The organism is Microbacterium sp. BE35, assembly GCF_031457705.1.
Classification (GTDB): Bacteria; Actinomycetota; Actinomycetes; order Actinomycetales; family Microbacteriaceae; genus Microbacterium; species Microbacterium trichothecenolyticum.
In genome coordinates this window covers 232846-249450 of the sequence record NZ_JAVDXD010000005.1, presented here as the reverse complement: position 1 = coordinate 249450, position 16605 = coordinate 232846, and the positions used below count along the sequence as shown (strand labels likewise).

The following is a 16605-nucleotide window of genomic DNA, read 5'->3' as shown; positions in this document are numbered from 1 at the left end:
CACCCCCGATGAAACGAACCTCCCTCCGCCGGCTCCTCGGCGCGGGCACCGCGATGGCCTTCCTCGCGGGCGGCCTCGTGCTGTCGGCGCCGGTCGCGGCGTCCGCGCAGACCGTCACCGAGGCGTCCTGCTCCGGCGAATCCCTCGTCTCGGAGACGCTGGAGTCCGGCTCGAGCTGGCAGATGTGCTGGCGCCTCGACACCTACCGAGGCCTCGTGCTCGACAAGATCGCGTACCAGCCGCGCGACGACGCGGCGCCGATCCTCGTGCTCGACTCGATCGCGCTCGCGCAGCTCAACGTGCCGTACGACACGGGCGCCACCGAGTACAACGACGTCACCACCTACCAGGTCGGCGGTCGTCGCCTGCAGGCGATCGAGGCCGTCGACTGCCCGGTGGGCGAGGTCTTCAACGCGTGGGTCGACGCGACCCGCGGCTCGATCCCCGCGCTCTGCATCGGCGAGGAGGACTCGGGCCTCGCGTACCGCTCGAACATCGCCCGTGACGCGCTGTACGCGGCGCAGGGCACCGACCTCGTGCTGCACACGGTCTCGCGGATCGGCTGGTACGAGTACCAGACCGAGTACCGGTTCCACGACGACGGCGAGATCTCGGTGCGCCTCGGCGCGACCGGCGACCTGTCGCCCAATGACTACGTGAACGTCGTCAACCAGGGCTGGCCGATCGCGCCAGGCCAGGAGGACTTCGCGGTCAACCACTACCACTCGGCGTTCTGGCGCGTGGACTTCGGCATCGACTCGGGCGCGAACCAGGTCGTCGAGAAGTTCGCGACCACGCCGACGGGCGAGTACGGCACGACCGGCGACACCGGCCACACCGCGATCCTCGAGACGCAGCTCACCCAGATCACGAACGAGACCAAGACGATGGGCGCGAACCGCGAGGCATACCGGGTCGTGAACCCGGAGAGCCTCAACGCGGACGGCCACGCCCGCTCGTACGAGATCATCGTGCCGCGCGACCAGGCGTACAACCTCAACCCCGAGACCGACTTCGACATCGCCTTCACCTCGGCGAAGTCCGATGAGGTGCACGCCAGCCACAACCTGATCCCCTCGAAGGCGGGTCAGATGGTCACCGACTACATCGCCGACGGCGAGACGCTCGAGGACCCGGTGGCGTGGGTGAACGTGGGCTTCCACCACATCAACCGGGACGAGGACCAGAGCCCCATGCCGATCCACTGGCAGGGATTCACCCTCTACCCGCGCGACTTCGCCGCGCAGAACCCCAACATCCCCGAGGGCCGCAAGTGGGTCAACGGCGACATGCGGGGCGTTCCGAACCCCAACATCACCCCGACGCCCACCGCGTCGCCGACGCCCACCCCGACGACCGAGCCGACGGGTGAGCCGACGCCGACCGCGACCCCGACCACGCCGGGCAACGGGAACGGGAACGGCAACGGGAACGGGAACGGGAACGGGAACGGCAACGGCAACGGCAACGGCAACGGGAATGGGGCCACGCCGGCCCCGGCCTCCGTGACGTTCGGCTCGGGCGAGGTCGCTCCGGGTGCCGCGCAGACGGCCACGGCCGCCGGCTTCACCCCGGGCGAGACGGTGAGCGCCGTGCTTCACTCCGACCCGGTCGCTGTCGGCACGTTCGTCGCCGACAGCGAGGGCGTCGTGAGCGCGCAGTTCGTCGTCCCGTCGGCCACGCCGGCCGGAGAGCACACCCTCGTGCTGACCGGGCAGACCTCGTCGGCGGTGGCGCAGGGCACGTTCACCGTGGCGTCCGCGTCGCCCGCAGCGGTGTTCGGCGCCCTGGCCACCACGGGCACCGACGCGAATCGCTGGGCGCTCTCGGGGCTCGTGCTCCTGGTCGCCGGCGCGGGCCTCGCCGGCACCTCGTGGTACCTGCGGCGTCAGCAGAACCTGAAGGCTCACGCCTGACCCGCTCCCGCGGGGCGGCGCCCGGCGCCGTCCCGCGGGACCCTCCCTCGGCGCACCCGCCGGGGACGCGGCATCCGACCCGAAAGGACACCTGATGCGCAATCGCATCGCCGCGCTCGGCGTCGTGCTGGCCCTGTCGACCGTGGTCGTCGGCGCCACCGCCGTCGCGCTCGCGCTGACGACGCCGGAGGACTCGGCTCCGCAGGCGGCAGCCTCAGGAGCGATGACGGATGCCGCCACCGCCGCCTACCCGACCCTCGAGGACCACTGCTACATCGAGGGCATGATCCCGCACCACGAGCAGGCGCTCGAGCTGAGCCGCCTGGTGCTCGGCGCCCCCGGTGTGCGCGAGCGCACACGGGCGCTCGCCGACTTCATCGTCGCGGACCAGACCGCCGAGATCGACACGATGCGTGCCTGGCAGACCGCGTGGCGCGGCGCCATTCCCGCCGAGGGGTCGGCCGGCGGCCACCAGGGTCACGATGCTGCCCAGGCCGCCGCCGGTACCATCCCGACCGGCTGCGGAGATCACGCGCACATGCAGATGAAAGGCATGGCGACCGCCGAGCAGCTGGCCGCACTGGACGCGGCCGACGGTGTCGCCGCCGACCGGATGTTCCTCGAGCTGATGATCGCGCACCACGAGGGTGCGCTCGAGATGGCGGAGAACGCCGTCCGTGAGGGATCGAACGCGTTCGTCCGCAACTCCGGCAAGCACGTGCTCGTCGAACAGCAGCGCGAGGTCGCCGCCATGACCGCGCTGCTCGCCGAGGCGTCGTGACCCCGGTCGCTCAACAGGCCGATCGGGCTTCGACGGGCGATTCGCATCGGGTCGGATCCGGGGATTCCGCGGCCGACCCGTCGACGCGGGGCGACGGCGGCCGGGGCGACGGCAGGCGGGGCGACGGCAGGCGGGGCAGGCTCGTGTCCATCGCAGCGGTTGTCGCTCCCGTCGTGTTCGGGCTCGTGATCGCCACGGCCTTCGGCGTCGCGACCGTTCGCAACGACTCGATGAGCCCGACCCTGCACAGCGGTGCCACCGTCGTGTTCGATCGCTGGAGCACGCCCGCGCGCGGCGACGTCGTCCTCGTCGTCGACCGCGAGGGCTGGTCGGGCACGCCCGACACGCTCCTCGTGAAGCGGGTCGTCGGCGTCGGTGGGGATGTCGTGATCTGCTGCGAAGCGGGCAGCGGTCGGCTCCTCGTCAACGATCACCCTCTCGACGAGCCCTACGCGGGCGAGGTGCGCCCGGGCGGCGACATCCCCTTCCGCGTCGCGGTGCCCGACGGTGCGGTCTGGGTCATGGGCGACAACCGCGCCGGCTCGGCGGACTCGCGCCTCTCGGTGTCCGAGCCCGGTCACGGCGCCGTGCCGCTCGGCGACCTCCGCGGCACGGTGCGCCTCTGGTGGGGCGGCTGAGACCCCGCCTCGTGCGGATCCGCCGGCCCGCAGCATCCGTGCGTCCTGCTCCCGCGTACATCTGTGACGAACGAACATCGAGGGGCGGGGCCGCCCCGGGGCGTCGGGCGAGGCATAGCCTGGAGGTATGGCGACGAAGCCCCCGACAGCCGACATCGATGAGACCCGCCTGCGCGCGTCGCGACCCAAGAAGGTCGCGGTGGGCGTGCCGGCGGTGCTGCACGCGCTCGAGATCGCGAACGAGCAGATGGGCGTCATGCGCTCGGTGCAGACGCTCATGCGGGTCAACCAGAAGGACGGCTTCGACTGTCCCGGCTGTGCGTGGCCCGAGGAGGACAAGCGCCACATCGCGGAGTTCTGCGAGAACGGCGCCAAAGCGGTCGCCGAGGAGGCGACGCTGCGCCGCGTGGGTCCGGAGTTCTTCGCCGCGCACTCGCTCGACGAGCTGCGCGCCCATGACGACTGGTGGCTCGGGCAGCAGGGCCGGCTGACCCACCCCATGGTCCTCGACGAGGGGGCTTCACACTACCGCCCGATCTCCTGGGACGACGCGCTCTCACTCGTCGCCGACGAGCTGAAGGCCCTCGATGACCCCGATGAGGCCGTCTTCTACACGTCGGGACGCACGTCGAATGAGGCGGCGTTCCTCTACCAGCTGCTCGTGCGCGGCCTCGGCACCAACAACCTGCCCGACTGCTCCAACATGTGCCACGAGTCGTCGGGCTCGGCGCTCACCGAGACGATCGGCATCGGCAAGGGCACCGTCTCGATCGAGGACGTCCACGAGGCGGACCTGCTGATCGTCGCCGGCCAGAACCCGGGCACCAACCATCCCCGCATGCTGTCGGCCCTCGAGAAGGCCAAGCGGCGCGGCGCGACGATCATCGCCGTCAACCCGCTGCCCGAGGCCGGGCTGATGCGGTTCGAGAACCCGCAGACGGTGCGCGGCGTCGCGTTCGGCGGCACGAAGCTCGCCGACGAGTTCGTGCAGATCCGGCTCGGCGGCGATCAGGCGCTGTTCCAGGCCATCGGCAAGCACCTCCTCGAGGCCGAAGCCTCTGACGGGGGAGTGCTCGATCACGACTTCATCGCGGCGCACACCAGTGGTTTCGACGCCTATCGTCAGGCGATGACGGATGCCCCGTGGCGAGACCTCGTCACCGCCACCGGTCTGCCCGAGAAGGCGCTGCGCCGCGTGGGCGAGGCGGTGCGAACCTCGAAGGCGACCATCGTCTGCTGGGCGATGGGGCTGACCCAGCACAAGCACTCCGTGCCGACGCTGCGCGAGGTCGTCAACGTGCTGCTGCTGCAGGGCAACATCGGGCGACCCGGCGCCGGTGTCTGCCCGGTGCGCGGGCACTCGAACGTGCAGGGCGACCGGACGGTGGGGATCTACGAGAAGCCTTCGGCGGCGTTCCTCGATGCGCTCGACGCCGAGTTCGGGTTCGCCGCTCCGCGCGAGCACGGCTTCGACACCGTCCAGGCGATCCGCGCGATGCGCGACGGGCAGGTGCGGTTCTTCATGAGCATGGGCGGCAACTTCGTCTCGGCCACGCCCGACACCGCCGTCGTCGAGGCGGGGATGGCCCGGGTAGGGCTCACCGTGCACGTGTCGACGAAGCTCAACCGATCGCACGTGGTCACCGGCCGCCGCGCCCTCATCCTGCCGACGCTCGGACGCACCGACCGCGACCGCCGCGGCGGACGCGAGCAGCGGGTCACGGTGGAGGACTCGATGGGCGCGGTCCACTCCTCGCGCGGGCGACTCGCCCCGCCGTCGGAGGAGCTGCTCAGCGAGGTCGCGATCGTGGCACGGCTGAGCGCACTGATCTTCGGGGCCGCGGATGCCGCGGCGACGGCGCCACGAGCGGGGGAGATGTCGCGAGCGGAGGACGACTTCGCCGCATCCGCTCCTCCCGTGCTCACATCTCCTCCGCTCGTCGCAGCCGCGCGGGGGAGTGCCGACCCGGGGACCGACCACGGGCTTCCCGAGCACGGCGCGGCGGAGGGCGAGCGTCCGGATCCCGTGGGGGTGCAGCATCCGTCCAACGTCCCTCAGGCCGACTGGGCGGCGCTCGAGGCCGACTACGCGCTGATCCGCTCGCACATCGAGCGGGTCGTCCCGGGTTTCGACGACTACGAGGAACGCATCGACAAGGGGCGCACGCTGCACCTGCCGAACGGTCCGCGCGACGCGCGCCGGTTCGCCACCGTCGACGGCAGGGCGCGGTTCACGGTGAACCGGCTCGAGTACCCGGTGATCCCGCGCGGCCGGCTCCTGCTGCAGACCCTCCGCTCGCATGACCAGTACAACACCACGATCTATGGCAAGGACGATCGGTACCGCGGCATCCACGGCGGCCGACGTGTGGTGCTCGTGAACGCGAAGGACATCGTGTCGCTCGGGTTCACGGAGAACGACGTCATCGACCTCGTGTCGGAGTGGACGCGCCCCGACGGCACGATCGAGGAGCGCCGTGCCGAGGAGTTCCGCATCGTCGCCTACCGCACGCCGCGGGGGAACGCCGCCGCGTACTATCCCGAGACGAACGTGCTCGTGCCGCTCGACTCGGTCGCCGACGTCTCGGGCACGCCGACGTCGAAGTCGGTGATCGTCCGGCTCGAGCGCCGCGCGTGATCCGCGCGTGCGCACCTAGGCTGGACGCATGACCCGAGCCGCTGTCGTCACCGTGTCGGACCGCTCGGCCGCGGGTTCGCGGACGGATGAGAGCGGACCGCTCGCGGTCGCCGCGCTCCGCGAGGCCGGCTTCGACTGCGCAGATGCCGTCGTCGTCCCCGACGGCGCCGACAGTGTCGAGCGCGCCCTCACGGCGGAGGTCGTCGCAGGCGTGAAGCTCATCGTCACGACCGGCGGCACGGGGGTCTCGCCGCGCGACCAGACGCCCGAGGGCACCGCGCGCGTGGTGACCCGCCATATCCCCGGCATCTCCGAGGAGCTGCGTCGCCGCGGTGCCGCCGAGAAGCCCGTGGGAATGCTCACGCGCGGCCTGGCCGGCGTCGTGGACCCCCACGGCGTGCTCGTCGTGAACCTTCCGGGATCCCCCGGGGGCGTGGCATCCGGGATGCCGGTGGTGGTGTCGGTCGCCCGCCACGTGCTCGACCAGCTCGGCGGGAGCGACCACTGATGGCCGTGTCGACCCATGCCGTGCGGATCGCGGCGATCAGCGCCGAGCCGCTCGATCTCGACGCCCACCTGCGCGCCGTCGACGACGCGCACATGGGCGCGGTCACCACGTTCGTGGGGCGCGTGCGCGATCACGATCCGGATGCCGCCACCGCCGTCGTCGCCCTCGAATACTCCGCCCACCCCGACGCCGAGGCCACGCTCTCCCAGCTGGCGGCGGCCGCCATCGGCTCGACCGGAGCACTCGTCGCGGTGTCGCATCGGGTCGGGACCCTGCAGGTCGGCGATGCCGCCGTCGTGATCGCGGTCGCCTCGGCGCACCGAGCGGAGGCCTTCGAGGTCTGTCGCACGCTCATCGAGACGATCAAGACGGACCTCCCGGTGTGGAAGCGTCAGGTCGAAGCCGACGGCACCGCGACCTGGCTCGGCCTCGGCGGCTGAGCCCACCGGAGCGCCGAGCACAGAATCGGAGTCCACCGCCGCCACGCCGGGTCGAGGCATCCGTCCCCGCCGTGTCGCCGGAGATCTCCGATGCTCTGCGCGCCGTCGGGGCCCTCAGCCGCCGGCGAAGGGCGGCAGCACGTCGACGAGTTCGTCGGCGCCGAGGGGGGTGTCATCGTCGACGCGCGAACCGCCGACGAGCACGGCGCAGCGGGGGAGGATCCCGCCGAGGCTCGGGTAGGCCGCCGAAACGGCGTCGCGCAGCGCGCCCAGCGTGGGCTCCGAGCGGCGTTCGGTGTCGAGGCCGGTCGCCTCCTGGGCGGCGGCGAAGTATCGGACGACGGCCACTAGACCTCCCACTCGTTCGCCATCGCGGTGATCACGGCGACAGCGGCCGCCGTGTCTTCGGGCGAGCCGCCGGCGCGACCGGCGACGAGACCGGCGGCGAACGCGCTGAACGGCGCCGCCGGGCGTGCGACTCCCAGCGCGACGTCGCGCGCGAGGTCGAGGATCAGGGCCACGGGGAGCTCTTCCGGCGCGAGGCCGAACCGCTCGCGCAGCGCGTCGGCCCACGCGTCGAGGGCCTCGGGCGGAAGGGTGCGGGACTGCTCGCTCATGACGGCTCCTCCGGTGCGTGCTCGGCCCTTCTCCGGGCCTCCTCCAGATCCTCCCACGTGTCCACGTCGCGGGTCAGGTCGTCGGGCGCGACCACGACCGTGATCGCGAGATCGTCGAGCAGCGCGCGGACGGGGGCGTCACGACCGGCATCGGGAAGAACGGATGCTGCGGCCCGCAGCGCGCCCGTGCGATAGGCGCCGATCAGCCACTGCGGCCGGCTCGACGCGTCGGCGAGGCAGACGCCGTCGCTGTCGGAGGGGAGGAGCGGGATGTCGTCGACGAGCCGACGCACGGCGGCGCCGGTGCCCGGGAGGTCGCACGCGAGCACCAGCGTCCACGCAGGGTCGTCGTCCTCCGACCAGGAGGCGAGAGCGGCGACGACGGCCGCCGCGGGTCCGGTGAACGGCGGGTCCTCGCGCACCCAGTCGACCGGCAGCGTCTTGTCGAGGACGGGCGCCACCACGGTGATCGGCCGGGCGGCGGCATCCGTCGCCGCTGTCACGGCTGCCGCCAGCAGAGTGCGCCCGCCCACGTCGAAAAGCGGCTTCGCCGCACCGTCGACGCGGGACGCGCGGCCGCCCGCCAGCAGGATCGCGCCGAGGCCGCCCTCAGTCGGGGTCATGCCTCGTCCGGGCGATGCCAGTCGCCGCTCTTGCCACCGGTCTTCGTCACGATGCGCACGTTTTCGATGGAGGTTCCCTTGTCGAGGCCCTTCACCATGTCGACGACCGCGAGCGCGGCGACCGAGACCGCGGTGAGCGCCTCCATCTCGACGCCGGTGCGGTCGGCGGTGCGCACCGTCGCCTCGATGCTCACACCGTCGTCGACGATCGCGAGGTCGACCGTCGCGCCGTGCACGCCGATCACGTGGGCCAGCGGCAGCAGTTCGGGGGTGCGCTTGGCGGCCTGGATGCCCGAGATGCGGGCGACGGCGAGCACATCGCCCTTCGGCACCGAGCCGTCACGCAGCGCGGCGACGACGTTCGCGGCGCACCGGACGAACCCGCGCGCGGTGGCGGAGCGCACCGTCGGCTGCTTGAGGGTCACGTCCACCATGCGGGCGTGTCCCGCTTCGTCGAGGTGTGTGAACGTCGGCTGCTCGGTGCTCATGAGATCAGCATGACATCGACGAGGTCGCCCGCTGCGACGGCGTCGACCTCGGCCGGCACGATGGCGTACGCCTCGGCGCGGCCGAGTCCTCCGGCCAGATGCGATCCGCCGGAGGTCGCGGGGATCACGCGCCACGCCCCGGGGTCGGTGCGGTCGATGGTGACGGGAAGGTATTGCCGCCGGCCCGGCGGAGTGCGCCAGTCCGCGGCCGCGGGCAGCGTGAGAACGGGGCGATCCCGCACCCGGCGACCCTGCATGAGCAGCAGGGCGGGTCGCACGAACACCTCGAACGACACTCCGGCGCTGACCGGGTTGCCGGGCAGACCGAACAGCAGCGCGCCCGAGGGAAGGCGGCCGAAGCCCTGGGGCTTGCCCGGCTGCATGGCGACCTTCGAGAACGTCATCGTGCTCTCAAGCGTCGTCTTGACGACCTCGTAGGCGCCCGCGCTCACGCCGCCCGAGAAGACGACGACCTCCGCCGACCGCGGTGACCTCGGATCGGTCACCTCCGCCAGCACAGCATCCAGGTCGCCCGGCTCGTCGGGAACGCTCGCGCGCCGCACGACCTCGGCGCCCGCGTCGGCGGCGAGTGCGGCGAGCAGCACGCTGTTCGACTCGGGGATCTGGCCGCGGCGCAGTGGCGCCCCGGGTTCGACCAGCTCGCTGCCGGTCGAGATCACGGCTACCCGCGGTCGGCGCGCGACCGCGACTACCGCGACGCCGCACGCCGCGACCGCCGCGACCTGCAACGCACCGAGCACGACGCCCGCGGGGAGCACCTCGTCGCCGGCACGCGCGTCTTCTCCCGCGCGGCGGACGTGCGCGCCGAGGGCGCGCGGCGCTCGCAGCACCGAGATCGACCCGAGCGAGTCGGCGAGTCCGCCGGCGGTGTCCTCGAAGGGCACGATCGCGTCGGCGTCGGTGGGGACGGGGGAACCCGTCATGATGCGGGCGGCCTCGCCGGGTGCGAGCTTCGGGTCGGCGGCGGTTCCGGCAGGCAGGTCGGCGACGACACGGAGGGTCACCGGGGCGCCGGGGGCAGCATCCGCGACATCCGCGAAGCGCACGGCGAAGCCGTCCATGGCGGAGTTGTCGAAGACGGGGATGTCGACGGCCGCCCGCACCGGTGCGCGAAGCGTTCGGCCGTGGGCGTCGGCGAGAGGGATGCGCTCAGCGGGCAGCGGCTGGGCGGCGGCCAGCACGTCGGCGAGCTGCTCCTCGACGGCGCGGAGCCCGCTCACGCGTGCACCGCGCTGATGTCACGGTTGTATGCGTCGATGCCTCCGGCGAGGACGGATGCCTCGACCCCGGCGTCACGCAGAACAGCCGCTGCGCGCTGCGCGCGCATTCCCACCTGGCAGACGACGACCACGGCCGGCGCGCTGATCCGCGACGGGTCGGCGAGCACGTCGCCGAGGGGCAGCAGCACCGAACCCGGGATGACGCCACGCTCCGTCTCGAAGGGCTCGCGCACGTCGAGCAGCATCGAGCCGGCGCGCTGCGCCGCCAGGGCCTCCGCGGGGGACAGCTGCGGGATGGCGGGGCGTGCTGACGCATCGCCTCGGGTCGATGCCCCTGCCGTGGGTGCAGGAGCGGTGCCATCCACCGCCGGTCGCAACGGCACCTCGTCGGTGCGACCGCGGAGCGCGTCGATCACGAGCACGCGGCCCAGGAGCGGCTCGCCGACCCCGGTGATCAGCTTCACGGTCTCGGTCGCAAGGAGCGACCCCACCTGCAGGCACAGCGAGCCGAGCACGCCGACCTGTGCACACGACGGTGCTTCGCGCCCGGCGTCCGGCGGGTACAGATCCGCGAGTCTGATCGGTCGCTCTCCGGCGGGCGGCGCCGACCAGAAGACGGTGACCTGCGCGTGGAACTCCTGCACGACGCCCCACACGAGGGGCACGCCCAGCTGCTCGCACGCCACGGCGACGGCCTCGCGGGTCTCGAACGTGTCGGTGCCGTCGACCACGATGTGCGCGTCCGAGAGGAGGTCCGCCGCGTTGTCGGTCGTGAGCAGCTCCCGCACCGGACGCACCACGGTGGTGGGTGAGAGGTCCGCGGCGATGCGCACCGCCGAGTCCACCTTCGGCGCCCCCACATCGCTCACCCGATGCATCACCTGGCGCTGGAGATTGGATGCCTCGACCAGGTCGTCGTCGATCACGGTGATGGTGCCGACCCCCGCGGCCGCGAGGGCGAGCACGGCGGGAGAGCCGAGACCGCCGGCTCCGACGACGGCGACATGCGCCGCGGCGAGCCGGCGCTGGGCGATCTCGCCGAAGCCGGCCAGCACACGGTGACGGGCGGTGCGCGTGCGTTCGGAGTCGGTCAGCTCGGCGACCGGCTCGACGAGCGGGGGAAAAGCCATGCCCTCAGGCTAGCCGCGCCCGTGCGCACGCAGGCCGGTCGTTCGGCAGCTCCGATCAGTCCTGCGCAGCGATCTGCCGGCGGCGGCAGAGCATGGCGCCTACTGTGCTCCGAGACCGGCTGCGCGGCGAGCACGTCATGCGGCGACGCGCGAGGCCGCACGACGTCATGTTCCGTCCAGGGGGACGGGCGTGCGGCCTAGCCTGCGTTCATGGGTGACGTGGTGGGTGTCGTGGCGCGGACAGGCCGCGCGGTCGTGCGGGTCGACGGACGGGAACCGCCGGCGCTCGAACGAGTATGGGCCGAGGCTCTCCCGGAGCTCTCCCGCCCGGTCGCTCCCGTCCGGACTCCGCGGCCGCGGGTGCTCGTGCTGAACGACGAGGTCGCCGTCGAACTCGGCCTCGACCCCGACTACCTGCGCTCGCCGGAAGGGGGCCGCTTCCTGACCGGTGAGTCGCTCGGGTCGGGGTCCGTCCCCGTGGCCCAGGTGTACGCAGGGCATCAGTGGGGCGTCTTCAAGCCGATCCTCGGCGACGGTCGAGCGGCGCTCCTCGGTGAGCGGCGTGACCGCGCCGGACGACTGCGCGATGTGCACGTGAAGGGGATCGGCCCCACGTCGATGTCGCGGGTCGACGGGTTCGCCGTGGTCGGGCCGATGCTTCGCGAGTTCCTCATGGCCGAGGCGATGCACGCGCTGCGCGTTCCCACCACGCGGGCGCTCGCCGTGGTGGCCACCGGTGCTCCTCGCGACCATGACGGTCGTGTGCTTCCCGGCGCCGTCCTGGCCCGAACGGCGTCGAGCCACGTGCGGTTCGGCTCGTTCGAGTACGTGCGCGCGCAGGGCGACTCCGAGCTGCTGCGCCGGCTCGCGGATCACGTCATCGCACGCCATCACCCGGCGGCGGCCGGCGCCGATCATCCGTATCGTGCGCTGCTCGACGGGATCGTGGATGCGGTCGCGGCCGTCACCGTCGACTGGATGCGCACCGGCTTCGTGCACGGCGTCCTCAGCACCGACAACGTGCTGGTGTCGGCGGAGACCATCGACTACGGTCCCTGCGCGTTCCTCGACGCGTACGAACCCGGTGCGTACTTCAGCTCCATCGACCAGCTCGGCCGCTACGCCTACGACAGGCAGCCTTCGATCATGCGATGGAACCTCGAGCGGCTCGGCGACGCCCTGGCGCCGCTGCTCGCCGACGATCCCGCGGCCGGCGCATCGGTGGCCAGAGAGATCGTCGACACGTTCGACGGGCGCTATCGGTCGTACTGGGCCGCGGCGTTCCGGGACAAGCTCGGGTTGGATGATCGGATCGACGAGCAACTCGCCGCCGAGCTCGCCCAGGGCGCCCTCGACCTGCTCGCGGACCACGGGGTCGACTTCACCGGGTTCTGGCGCGATCTCGCGGCGGCTGCGGAGCAGGATCGGCAGCCGCTGCGCGATCGCTTCCTCGGACCGGTCGCCAAGCTCGACGCGTGGCTCGCCCGATGGTCGGCGCTGGCGCCGGACGCCGCTCTCATCCGGGCGACGAACCCGCTGTACATCGCCCGCAACCACATCGTCGAGGAGGCGCTGCAGGCAGCGACCGACGGGGATCTCGCGCCCTTCGAGCGGCTGCTCGACCTGCTGTGCGACCCGTACACCGAGCGGGCCGGGAGCGAGTACCGGCGCTTCGCGCGGCCGGCGCCTGAAGGCACGGCCCGGCATCGCACCTTCTGCGGCACGTGATCGCGGGCCCAACGCAGCCCGGACCTACTCGATCTCCGGCGGGCGGTACTTCATCGGCAGTCCTGCGACCACCAGCTCGTAGGAACGGTCGATCGCCTCGCGCAGCTCGTCGTCGGGGATGCCGCCGCCCGTTCTGAGCCGGTTCCAGCCGGAGCGCCCGATGTACGCCGCGACGGTGGCGTCGTCGGGATAGCGCGCCAGCCAATCGTCGGCCTCGTCACGCGTCGTCGCGGCCTTGACACCGATAGAGCTGCCATCGCCGAGGAAGACGAAGATCTTCCCGCGCTCGCCTGGACCCACCTTGAAGACCGGGTCGTCCTCCCAGGGCTCGTCCTCCCACGCTCCCGGCTTCGCGGCACAGTACGCGCGGATGTCGTCCGGGGTCACCCCCTCAGTATCCTCGCCCGATCGGTTCGGAGGCGAGCCTCGGCGTGAACATCCCCGGGAACTCACAACCACGCTCCGCCGGCCGACGCCGGAACCGCAGCTGCGGAGAATTCGAAGAGATGCGTCCGCATCTGCGGTGCTAGCGTGAGGGCGTGAGCAGTTACAAGATCGCCGAAGCGGCGCGCCTTCTCGGCGTGAGCGACGACACCGTACGGCGGTGGGTGGACGCGGGGACGCTGGCGACGACCGGGGCATCGCCGATCGAGATCCCCGGCGACGCACTCGCGGCGCACGCGGTCGGGCTGGCCGCGACGCCGAAGGATCCGGGCGACGTGCTCTCCAGCGCCCGCAATCGGTTCGTGGGACTCGTCACGCGTGTGCAGATCGACGGCGTCATGGCGCAGGTCGACATCCAGTCCGGCCCGCATCGTGTGGTCTCGCTCATGTCGTCCGAGGCGGTGCGCGAGCTCGATCTCGAGCCCGGCTCCCTCGCCGTCGCCCTGGTGAAGGCCACGAACGTCATCGTCGAAACCCCGAAAGGCTGACATGCCGCGCTCCGCGCTTGTGCGCACCTCTGTCGTCCTCGCCTCCCTCGCGCTGCTGCTCACCGGCTGCGCGACCGGCGCCGATCAGGATCCGGCCGCGACGTCGGTGCCGACGACGTCGGCCGAGCCCGAGCTCGCCGGCGACCTCACGGTGTACGCGGCGGCTTCGCTGAAGGCGGCGTTCGATGAACTGGCGACGGAGTTCGAGGTGCAGCATCCGTCCGTCGATGTCCAGCCGATCACGTACGACGGCTCGTCGACGCTCGCGACCCAGATCATCGAGGGCGCTCCCGTCGACGTGTTCGCGTCGGCCGACGAGAAGAACATGCAGAAGGTCGTCGACGAGAAGCTGGCGTCCGGCCCGGAGCTGTTCGCGACGAACACGCTCGTACTGGTGGTGCCCGCCGGCAACCCGGGCGGCGTGGAGAGCCTCGACGATCTTGCGACCGCCGACCTCACCGTCGTGCTGTGCGCCGCCGAGGTGCCGTGCGGCGGGGCGTCTGCGACGCTGCTCTCGGACGCCGGCGTCACGGCGAGCATCGACAGCTACGAGCAGAACGTGACGGCGGTGCTGACCAAGGTCGCCGCCGGTGAAGCAGACGCGGGCCTCGTCTATGTGACGGATGCGGCGACCACCGACGACGTCGAGGCGATCGAGGTCGACGGTGCCGAGGATGTCGTGAACCGCTACCCGATCGTGGCTCTCTCCGCCGCGGCGGACCCCGAGGTCGCCGACGCGTTCGTCGCGTTCGTGGTGGGCGACGAGGGCCAGGAGGTGCTCGCGGCCCTGGGCTTCGGGGCGCCGTGACCACCGCCGCAGCGGCGCACGCGCCCGCGCGTGAGGAACGCGCGGGGTTCGTGCCGCGCGTTCTGGCCGTGCCGGCGGTGGTCGGGCTCGCGTTGCTCGTGGTGCCGCTCGGCGCTCTCGTGCTGCGGGTCGAGTGGGGGACGCTGTGGAGCGACGTCACCTCGCCCCAGGCGCTGTCGGCCCTGGGGCTCTCGCTCGCGACCGGCGCGGCGGCCACGATCGTGTGCGTCGTGCTCGGAGTGCCGCTGGCGCTTCTCATCGCCCGGAGCACCGTGCGCACGGCCGCCGTGCTGCGGGCTCTGGTGACGGTGCCGCTCGTGCTGCCGCCGATGGTCGGCGGGGTGGCGATGCTGTTCCTCTTCGGCCGCACGAGCTGGCTCGGCGGCATCCTCGCGGAGTGGGGCATCCGCATCCCGTTCACGACGACCGCCGTCGTGATGGCGCAGACGTTCGTCGCGCTGCCGTTCCTCGTCCTCGCGCTCGAAGGCGCCCTTCGGGCGACCGGGGTCGGCTTCGAGCAGGCGGCCGCGGGCCTCGGGGCGGGCCGGTGGACGATCCTGGCCCGCGTGACCCTGCCCCTTGCCGCCCCGGGACTGGTCGCCGGGATCGTGCTGTGCTTCGCGCGCGCGATCGGCGAGTTCGGGGCGACGGCGCTGTTCGCGGGCAACGCGCCCGGCGTCACGCAGACCATGCCGCTCGCGATCTACACCGCCTTCAACGGCGCGGGCGTCTCGCAGGGCACGGCCGTCGCGCTGTCGCTGCTGCTGCTGGTGACCGCCGTCGGCGTGCTGCTGCTCGTGCGCGCCTGGCGAGCGGAGGCGCCGCGATGAGCGCCCTCGCTTCGCAGACCCGGAAGGATGCCGAACCCGGCGCCGTGGCTGGACTCGACGCCCGCGTGGTGGTGCGTCGCGGCGGGTTCGCCCTCGATGCCGTGCTGCGCGTGCCCGGCGGATCAGTGGTCGCCCTCATGGGTCCGAGCGGCGCCGGCAAGTCCACGCTCCTCGGGGTGCTCGCGGGCTTGACGCGGTTCGACCAAGGCCACGTACGTCTCGGGGATCGCACGCTCGACGAGTCTCCCGTACGACGCACGCCGCCCGCGTCGCGCGGCGTGGTGCTCCTCGGGCAGGACCCGCGCCTGTTCCCGCACCTCAGCGCTCGCGACAACGTCGCCTTCGGGCTGCGCGTCCATGGCGCGGCCAAAGCCGCCGCCGCGGACGGAGCCGCCGAATGGCTCCGGCGCGTCGGCCTCGAGGGTCTGGGCGGGCGTCGTCCCGCGCAGCTGTCGGGGGGCCAGCAGCAGCGCGTCGCACTGGCGCGTGCGCTCGCCACGGCGCCCGCCGCGATCCTCCTCGACGAGCCGCTGACGTCGCTCGACACCGAGACCGCCGGCGATGTGCGCGCGCTCCTGCATCAGCAGCTCGCGGCCACCGGCACCACGGCGGTCGTCGCGACCCACGACGCGGTCGACGCGGTGGCGCTCGCGAGCCGCCTGGTCGTGCTCGAGGGCGGCCGCGTCACGCAGTCGGGTCCCGTCCGTGAGGTCCTCGCGTCGCCGGCGACCCGGTTCGCCGCGGCGGTGGCGGGCCTCAACCGGGTGGAAGGGCGAGCGGTCCCCGCGGCCCCTCCACTCACCCCCGGCGCGTCGAGTGGAGCCTCAGGCCGTGTGGGCCCAGCTGCGGCCTGGCGTGCGGGGAATCTCGTGCTGCCGCTACCGGCGGGGGTGCGGCATCCTTCGCTCGCGGCCGTCTTCCGGCCGAGCGACGTGCGGGTCGTCGACGGAGCGCCGAGCGGTGCGGGGGAGTGGACGGCGCACATCCTGCGGCTCGAGCAGACGCCCGCAGGCGTGCGGGTGCGCACCGCCGATCCCGACGTCGCGGTGGACGTCACCGCCGACCGCGCGGCGGGGCTGGCGCCGGGTGATCCGATCACTCTGCGAGTCGACCCGGCCGACGTGCGCTTCGTCGTCGAGGCCTGAGCCTGCGCCGGCTCAGCGCCTCTCCTCTTCGCGCGCCGGAGCGCGCTCCGCTCAACGACCGGTGCTGGGGGTCCTGCTCGTCGAGCGAGCGAGGAACGAGCGAGACGAAACGCCCTGTGGTTCCGGGAACGCGTGGTGCGTG

General features: G+C 72.5%; 18 protein-coding genes. 11 read left to right on the top strand and 7 right to left on the bottom strand.

The features are described from left to right. Nucleotides 1-8 precede the first annotated feature (8 nt). The 6 genes from J2Y46_RS17120 (at nt 9) to J2Y46_RS17095 (ending at nt 6921) form a co-directional block, all read left to right on the top strand. Nucleotides 9-1916 carry a hypothetical protein gene (locus J2Y46_RS17120; protein ID WP_310243855.1) on the top strand — a complete coding sequence of 636 codons (1908 nt, stop codon included), beginning with the start codon at nt 9-11 and terminating at the stop codon, nt 1914-1916. A 94-nt stretch (nt 1917-2010) separates the two neighbouring features. Beyond that, nucleotides 2011-2697 (top strand): DUF305 domain-containing protein, encoded by a 687-nt coding sequence (locus J2Y46_RS17115; RefSeq protein ID WP_310243853.1) that lies wholly within the window; start codon nt 2011-2013, stop codon nt 2695-2697. Nucleotides 2698-2840: 143 nt separating this feature from the next. Beyond that, a complete protein-coding gene (lepB, locus tag J2Y46_RS17110) occupies nt 2841-3335 on the top strand; it encodes a signal peptidase I (protein ID WP_045300314.1) in 495 nt (164 codons plus the stop codon). 127 nt (nt 3336-3462) lie between these two features. Continuing rightward, nucleotides 3463-5973, top strand: a complete 2511-nt coding sequence (locus J2Y46_RS17105) for an FdhF/YdeP family oxidoreductase (protein ID WP_045300312.1) — start codon at nt 3463-3465, stop codon at nt 5971-5973. A gap of 28 nt (nt 5974-6001) precedes the next feature. Further along, entirely contained in the window at nt 6002-6481 is a 480-nt protein-coding gene (locus J2Y46_RS17100) for a molybdenum cofactor biosynthesis protein B (RefSeq protein ID WP_045300310.1), read from the top strand. Continuing rightward, the gene (locus J2Y46_RS17095; RefSeq protein WP_045300308.1) at nt 6481-6921 is read left to right on the top strand and encodes a molybdenum cofactor biosynthesis protein MoaE; all 441 of its coding nucleotides are present in this window, start codon (nt 6481-6483) and stop codon (nt 6919-6921) included. Before J2Y46_RS17100 ends, J2Y46_RS17095 begins: the two co-directional genes overlap by 1 nt. 114 nt (nt 6922-7035) lie before the next feature. Here J2Y46_RS17095 and J2Y46_RS17090 read toward each other — a convergent pair whose 3' ends face one another. The 6 genes from J2Y46_RS17090 to J2Y46_RS17065 are packed head-to-tail and all read right to left on the bottom strand — an operon-like array spanning nt 7036 to nt 11020. After that, nucleotides 7036-7269: a MoaD/ThiS family protein gene (locus tag J2Y46_RS17090; RefSeq protein ID WP_045300306.1), complete on the bottom strand. Its 234-nt coding sequence runs from the start codon at nt 7267-7269 to the stop codon at nt 7036-7038. Further along, complete coding sequence (locus tag J2Y46_RS17085) at nt 7269-7538, bottom strand: DUF6457 domain-containing protein (protein WP_045300304.1); 270 nt, start codon at nt 7536-7538, stop codon at nt 7269-7271. The genes J2Y46_RS17090 and J2Y46_RS17085 overlap by 1 nt, the downstream gene beginning before the upstream one ends. Further along, nucleotides 7535-8161 carry a molybdenum cofactor guanylyltransferase gene (locus J2Y46_RS17080; protein ID WP_045300302.1) on the bottom strand — a complete coding sequence of 209 codons (627 nt, stop codon included), beginning with the start codon at nt 8159-8161 and terminating at the stop codon, nt 7535-7537. The genes J2Y46_RS17085 and J2Y46_RS17080 overlap by 4 nt, the downstream gene beginning before the upstream one ends. After that, nucleotides 8158-8649 (bottom strand): cyclic pyranopterin monophosphate synthase MoaC, encoded by a 492-nt coding sequence (gene moaC / locus J2Y46_RS17075; protein WP_045300300.1) that lies wholly within the window; start codon nt 8647-8649, stop codon nt 8158-8160. The genes J2Y46_RS17080 and moaC overlap by 4 nt, the downstream gene beginning before the upstream one ends. After that, complete coding sequence (gene glp, locus J2Y46_RS17070; protein ID WP_045300299.1) at nt 8646-9890, bottom strand: gephyrin-like molybdotransferase Glp; 1245 nt, start codon at nt 9888-9890, stop codon at nt 8646-8648. The genes moaC and glp overlap by 4 nt, the downstream gene beginning before the upstream one ends. Further along, nucleotides 9887-11020, bottom strand: coding sequence for a ThiF family adenylyltransferase (locus J2Y46_RS17065; protein ID WP_310243845.1), 1134 nt, complete (start codon nt 11018-11020; stop codon nt 9887-9889). The genes glp and J2Y46_RS17065 overlap by 4 nt, the downstream gene beginning before the upstream one ends. A gap of 210 nt (nt 11021-11230) precedes the next feature. On the opposite strand from J2Y46_RS17065, the gene J2Y46_RS17060 reads away from it, so the two are divergent. Further along, nucleotides 11231-12748: a protein adenylyltransferase SelO family protein gene (locus tag J2Y46_RS17060; protein WP_310243843.1), complete on the top strand. Its 1518-nt coding sequence runs from the start codon at nt 11231-11233 to the stop codon at nt 12746-12748. A gap of 24 nt (nt 12749-12772) precedes the next feature. Here J2Y46_RS17060 and J2Y46_RS17055 read toward each other — a convergent pair whose 3' ends face one another. Further along, nucleotides 12773-13135: an MmcQ/YjbR family DNA-binding protein gene (locus J2Y46_RS17055; protein WP_045300296.1), complete on the bottom strand. Its 363-nt coding sequence runs from the start codon at nt 13133-13135 to the stop codon at nt 12773-12775. Nucleotides 13136-13287: 152 nt separating this feature from the next. Between J2Y46_RS17055 and J2Y46_RS17050 the strand changes: the two genes are divergently transcribed. The 4 genes from J2Y46_RS17050 to J2Y46_RS17035 are packed head-to-tail and all read left to right on the top strand — an operon-like array spanning nt 13288 to nt 16463. Then, nucleotides 13288-13680 (top strand): molybdopterin-binding protein, encoded by a 393-nt coding sequence (locus J2Y46_RS17050; RefSeq protein ID WP_045300294.1) that lies wholly within the window; start codon nt 13288-13290, stop codon nt 13678-13680. Nucleotide 13681: 1 nt separating this feature from the next. Then, nucleotides 13682-14488, top strand: a complete 807-nt coding sequence (gene modA / locus J2Y46_RS17045) for a molybdate ABC transporter substrate-binding protein (RefSeq protein ID WP_310243841.1) — start codon at nt 13682-13684, stop codon at nt 14486-14488. Continuing rightward, a complete protein-coding gene (locus tag J2Y46_RS17040) occupies nt 14485-15318 on the top strand; it encodes an ABC transporter permease (protein ID WP_310243839.1) in 834 nt (277 codons plus the stop codon). The genes modA and J2Y46_RS17040 overlap by 4 nt, the downstream gene beginning before the upstream one ends. Next, nucleotides 15315-16463: an ABC transporter ATP-binding protein gene (locus J2Y46_RS17035; protein WP_310243837.1), complete on the top strand. Its 1149-nt coding sequence runs from the start codon at nt 15315-15317 to the stop codon at nt 16461-16463. The genes J2Y46_RS17040 and J2Y46_RS17035 overlap by 4 nt, the downstream gene beginning before the upstream one ends. The last annotated feature ends 142 nt before the right edge of the window (nt 16464-16605 follow it).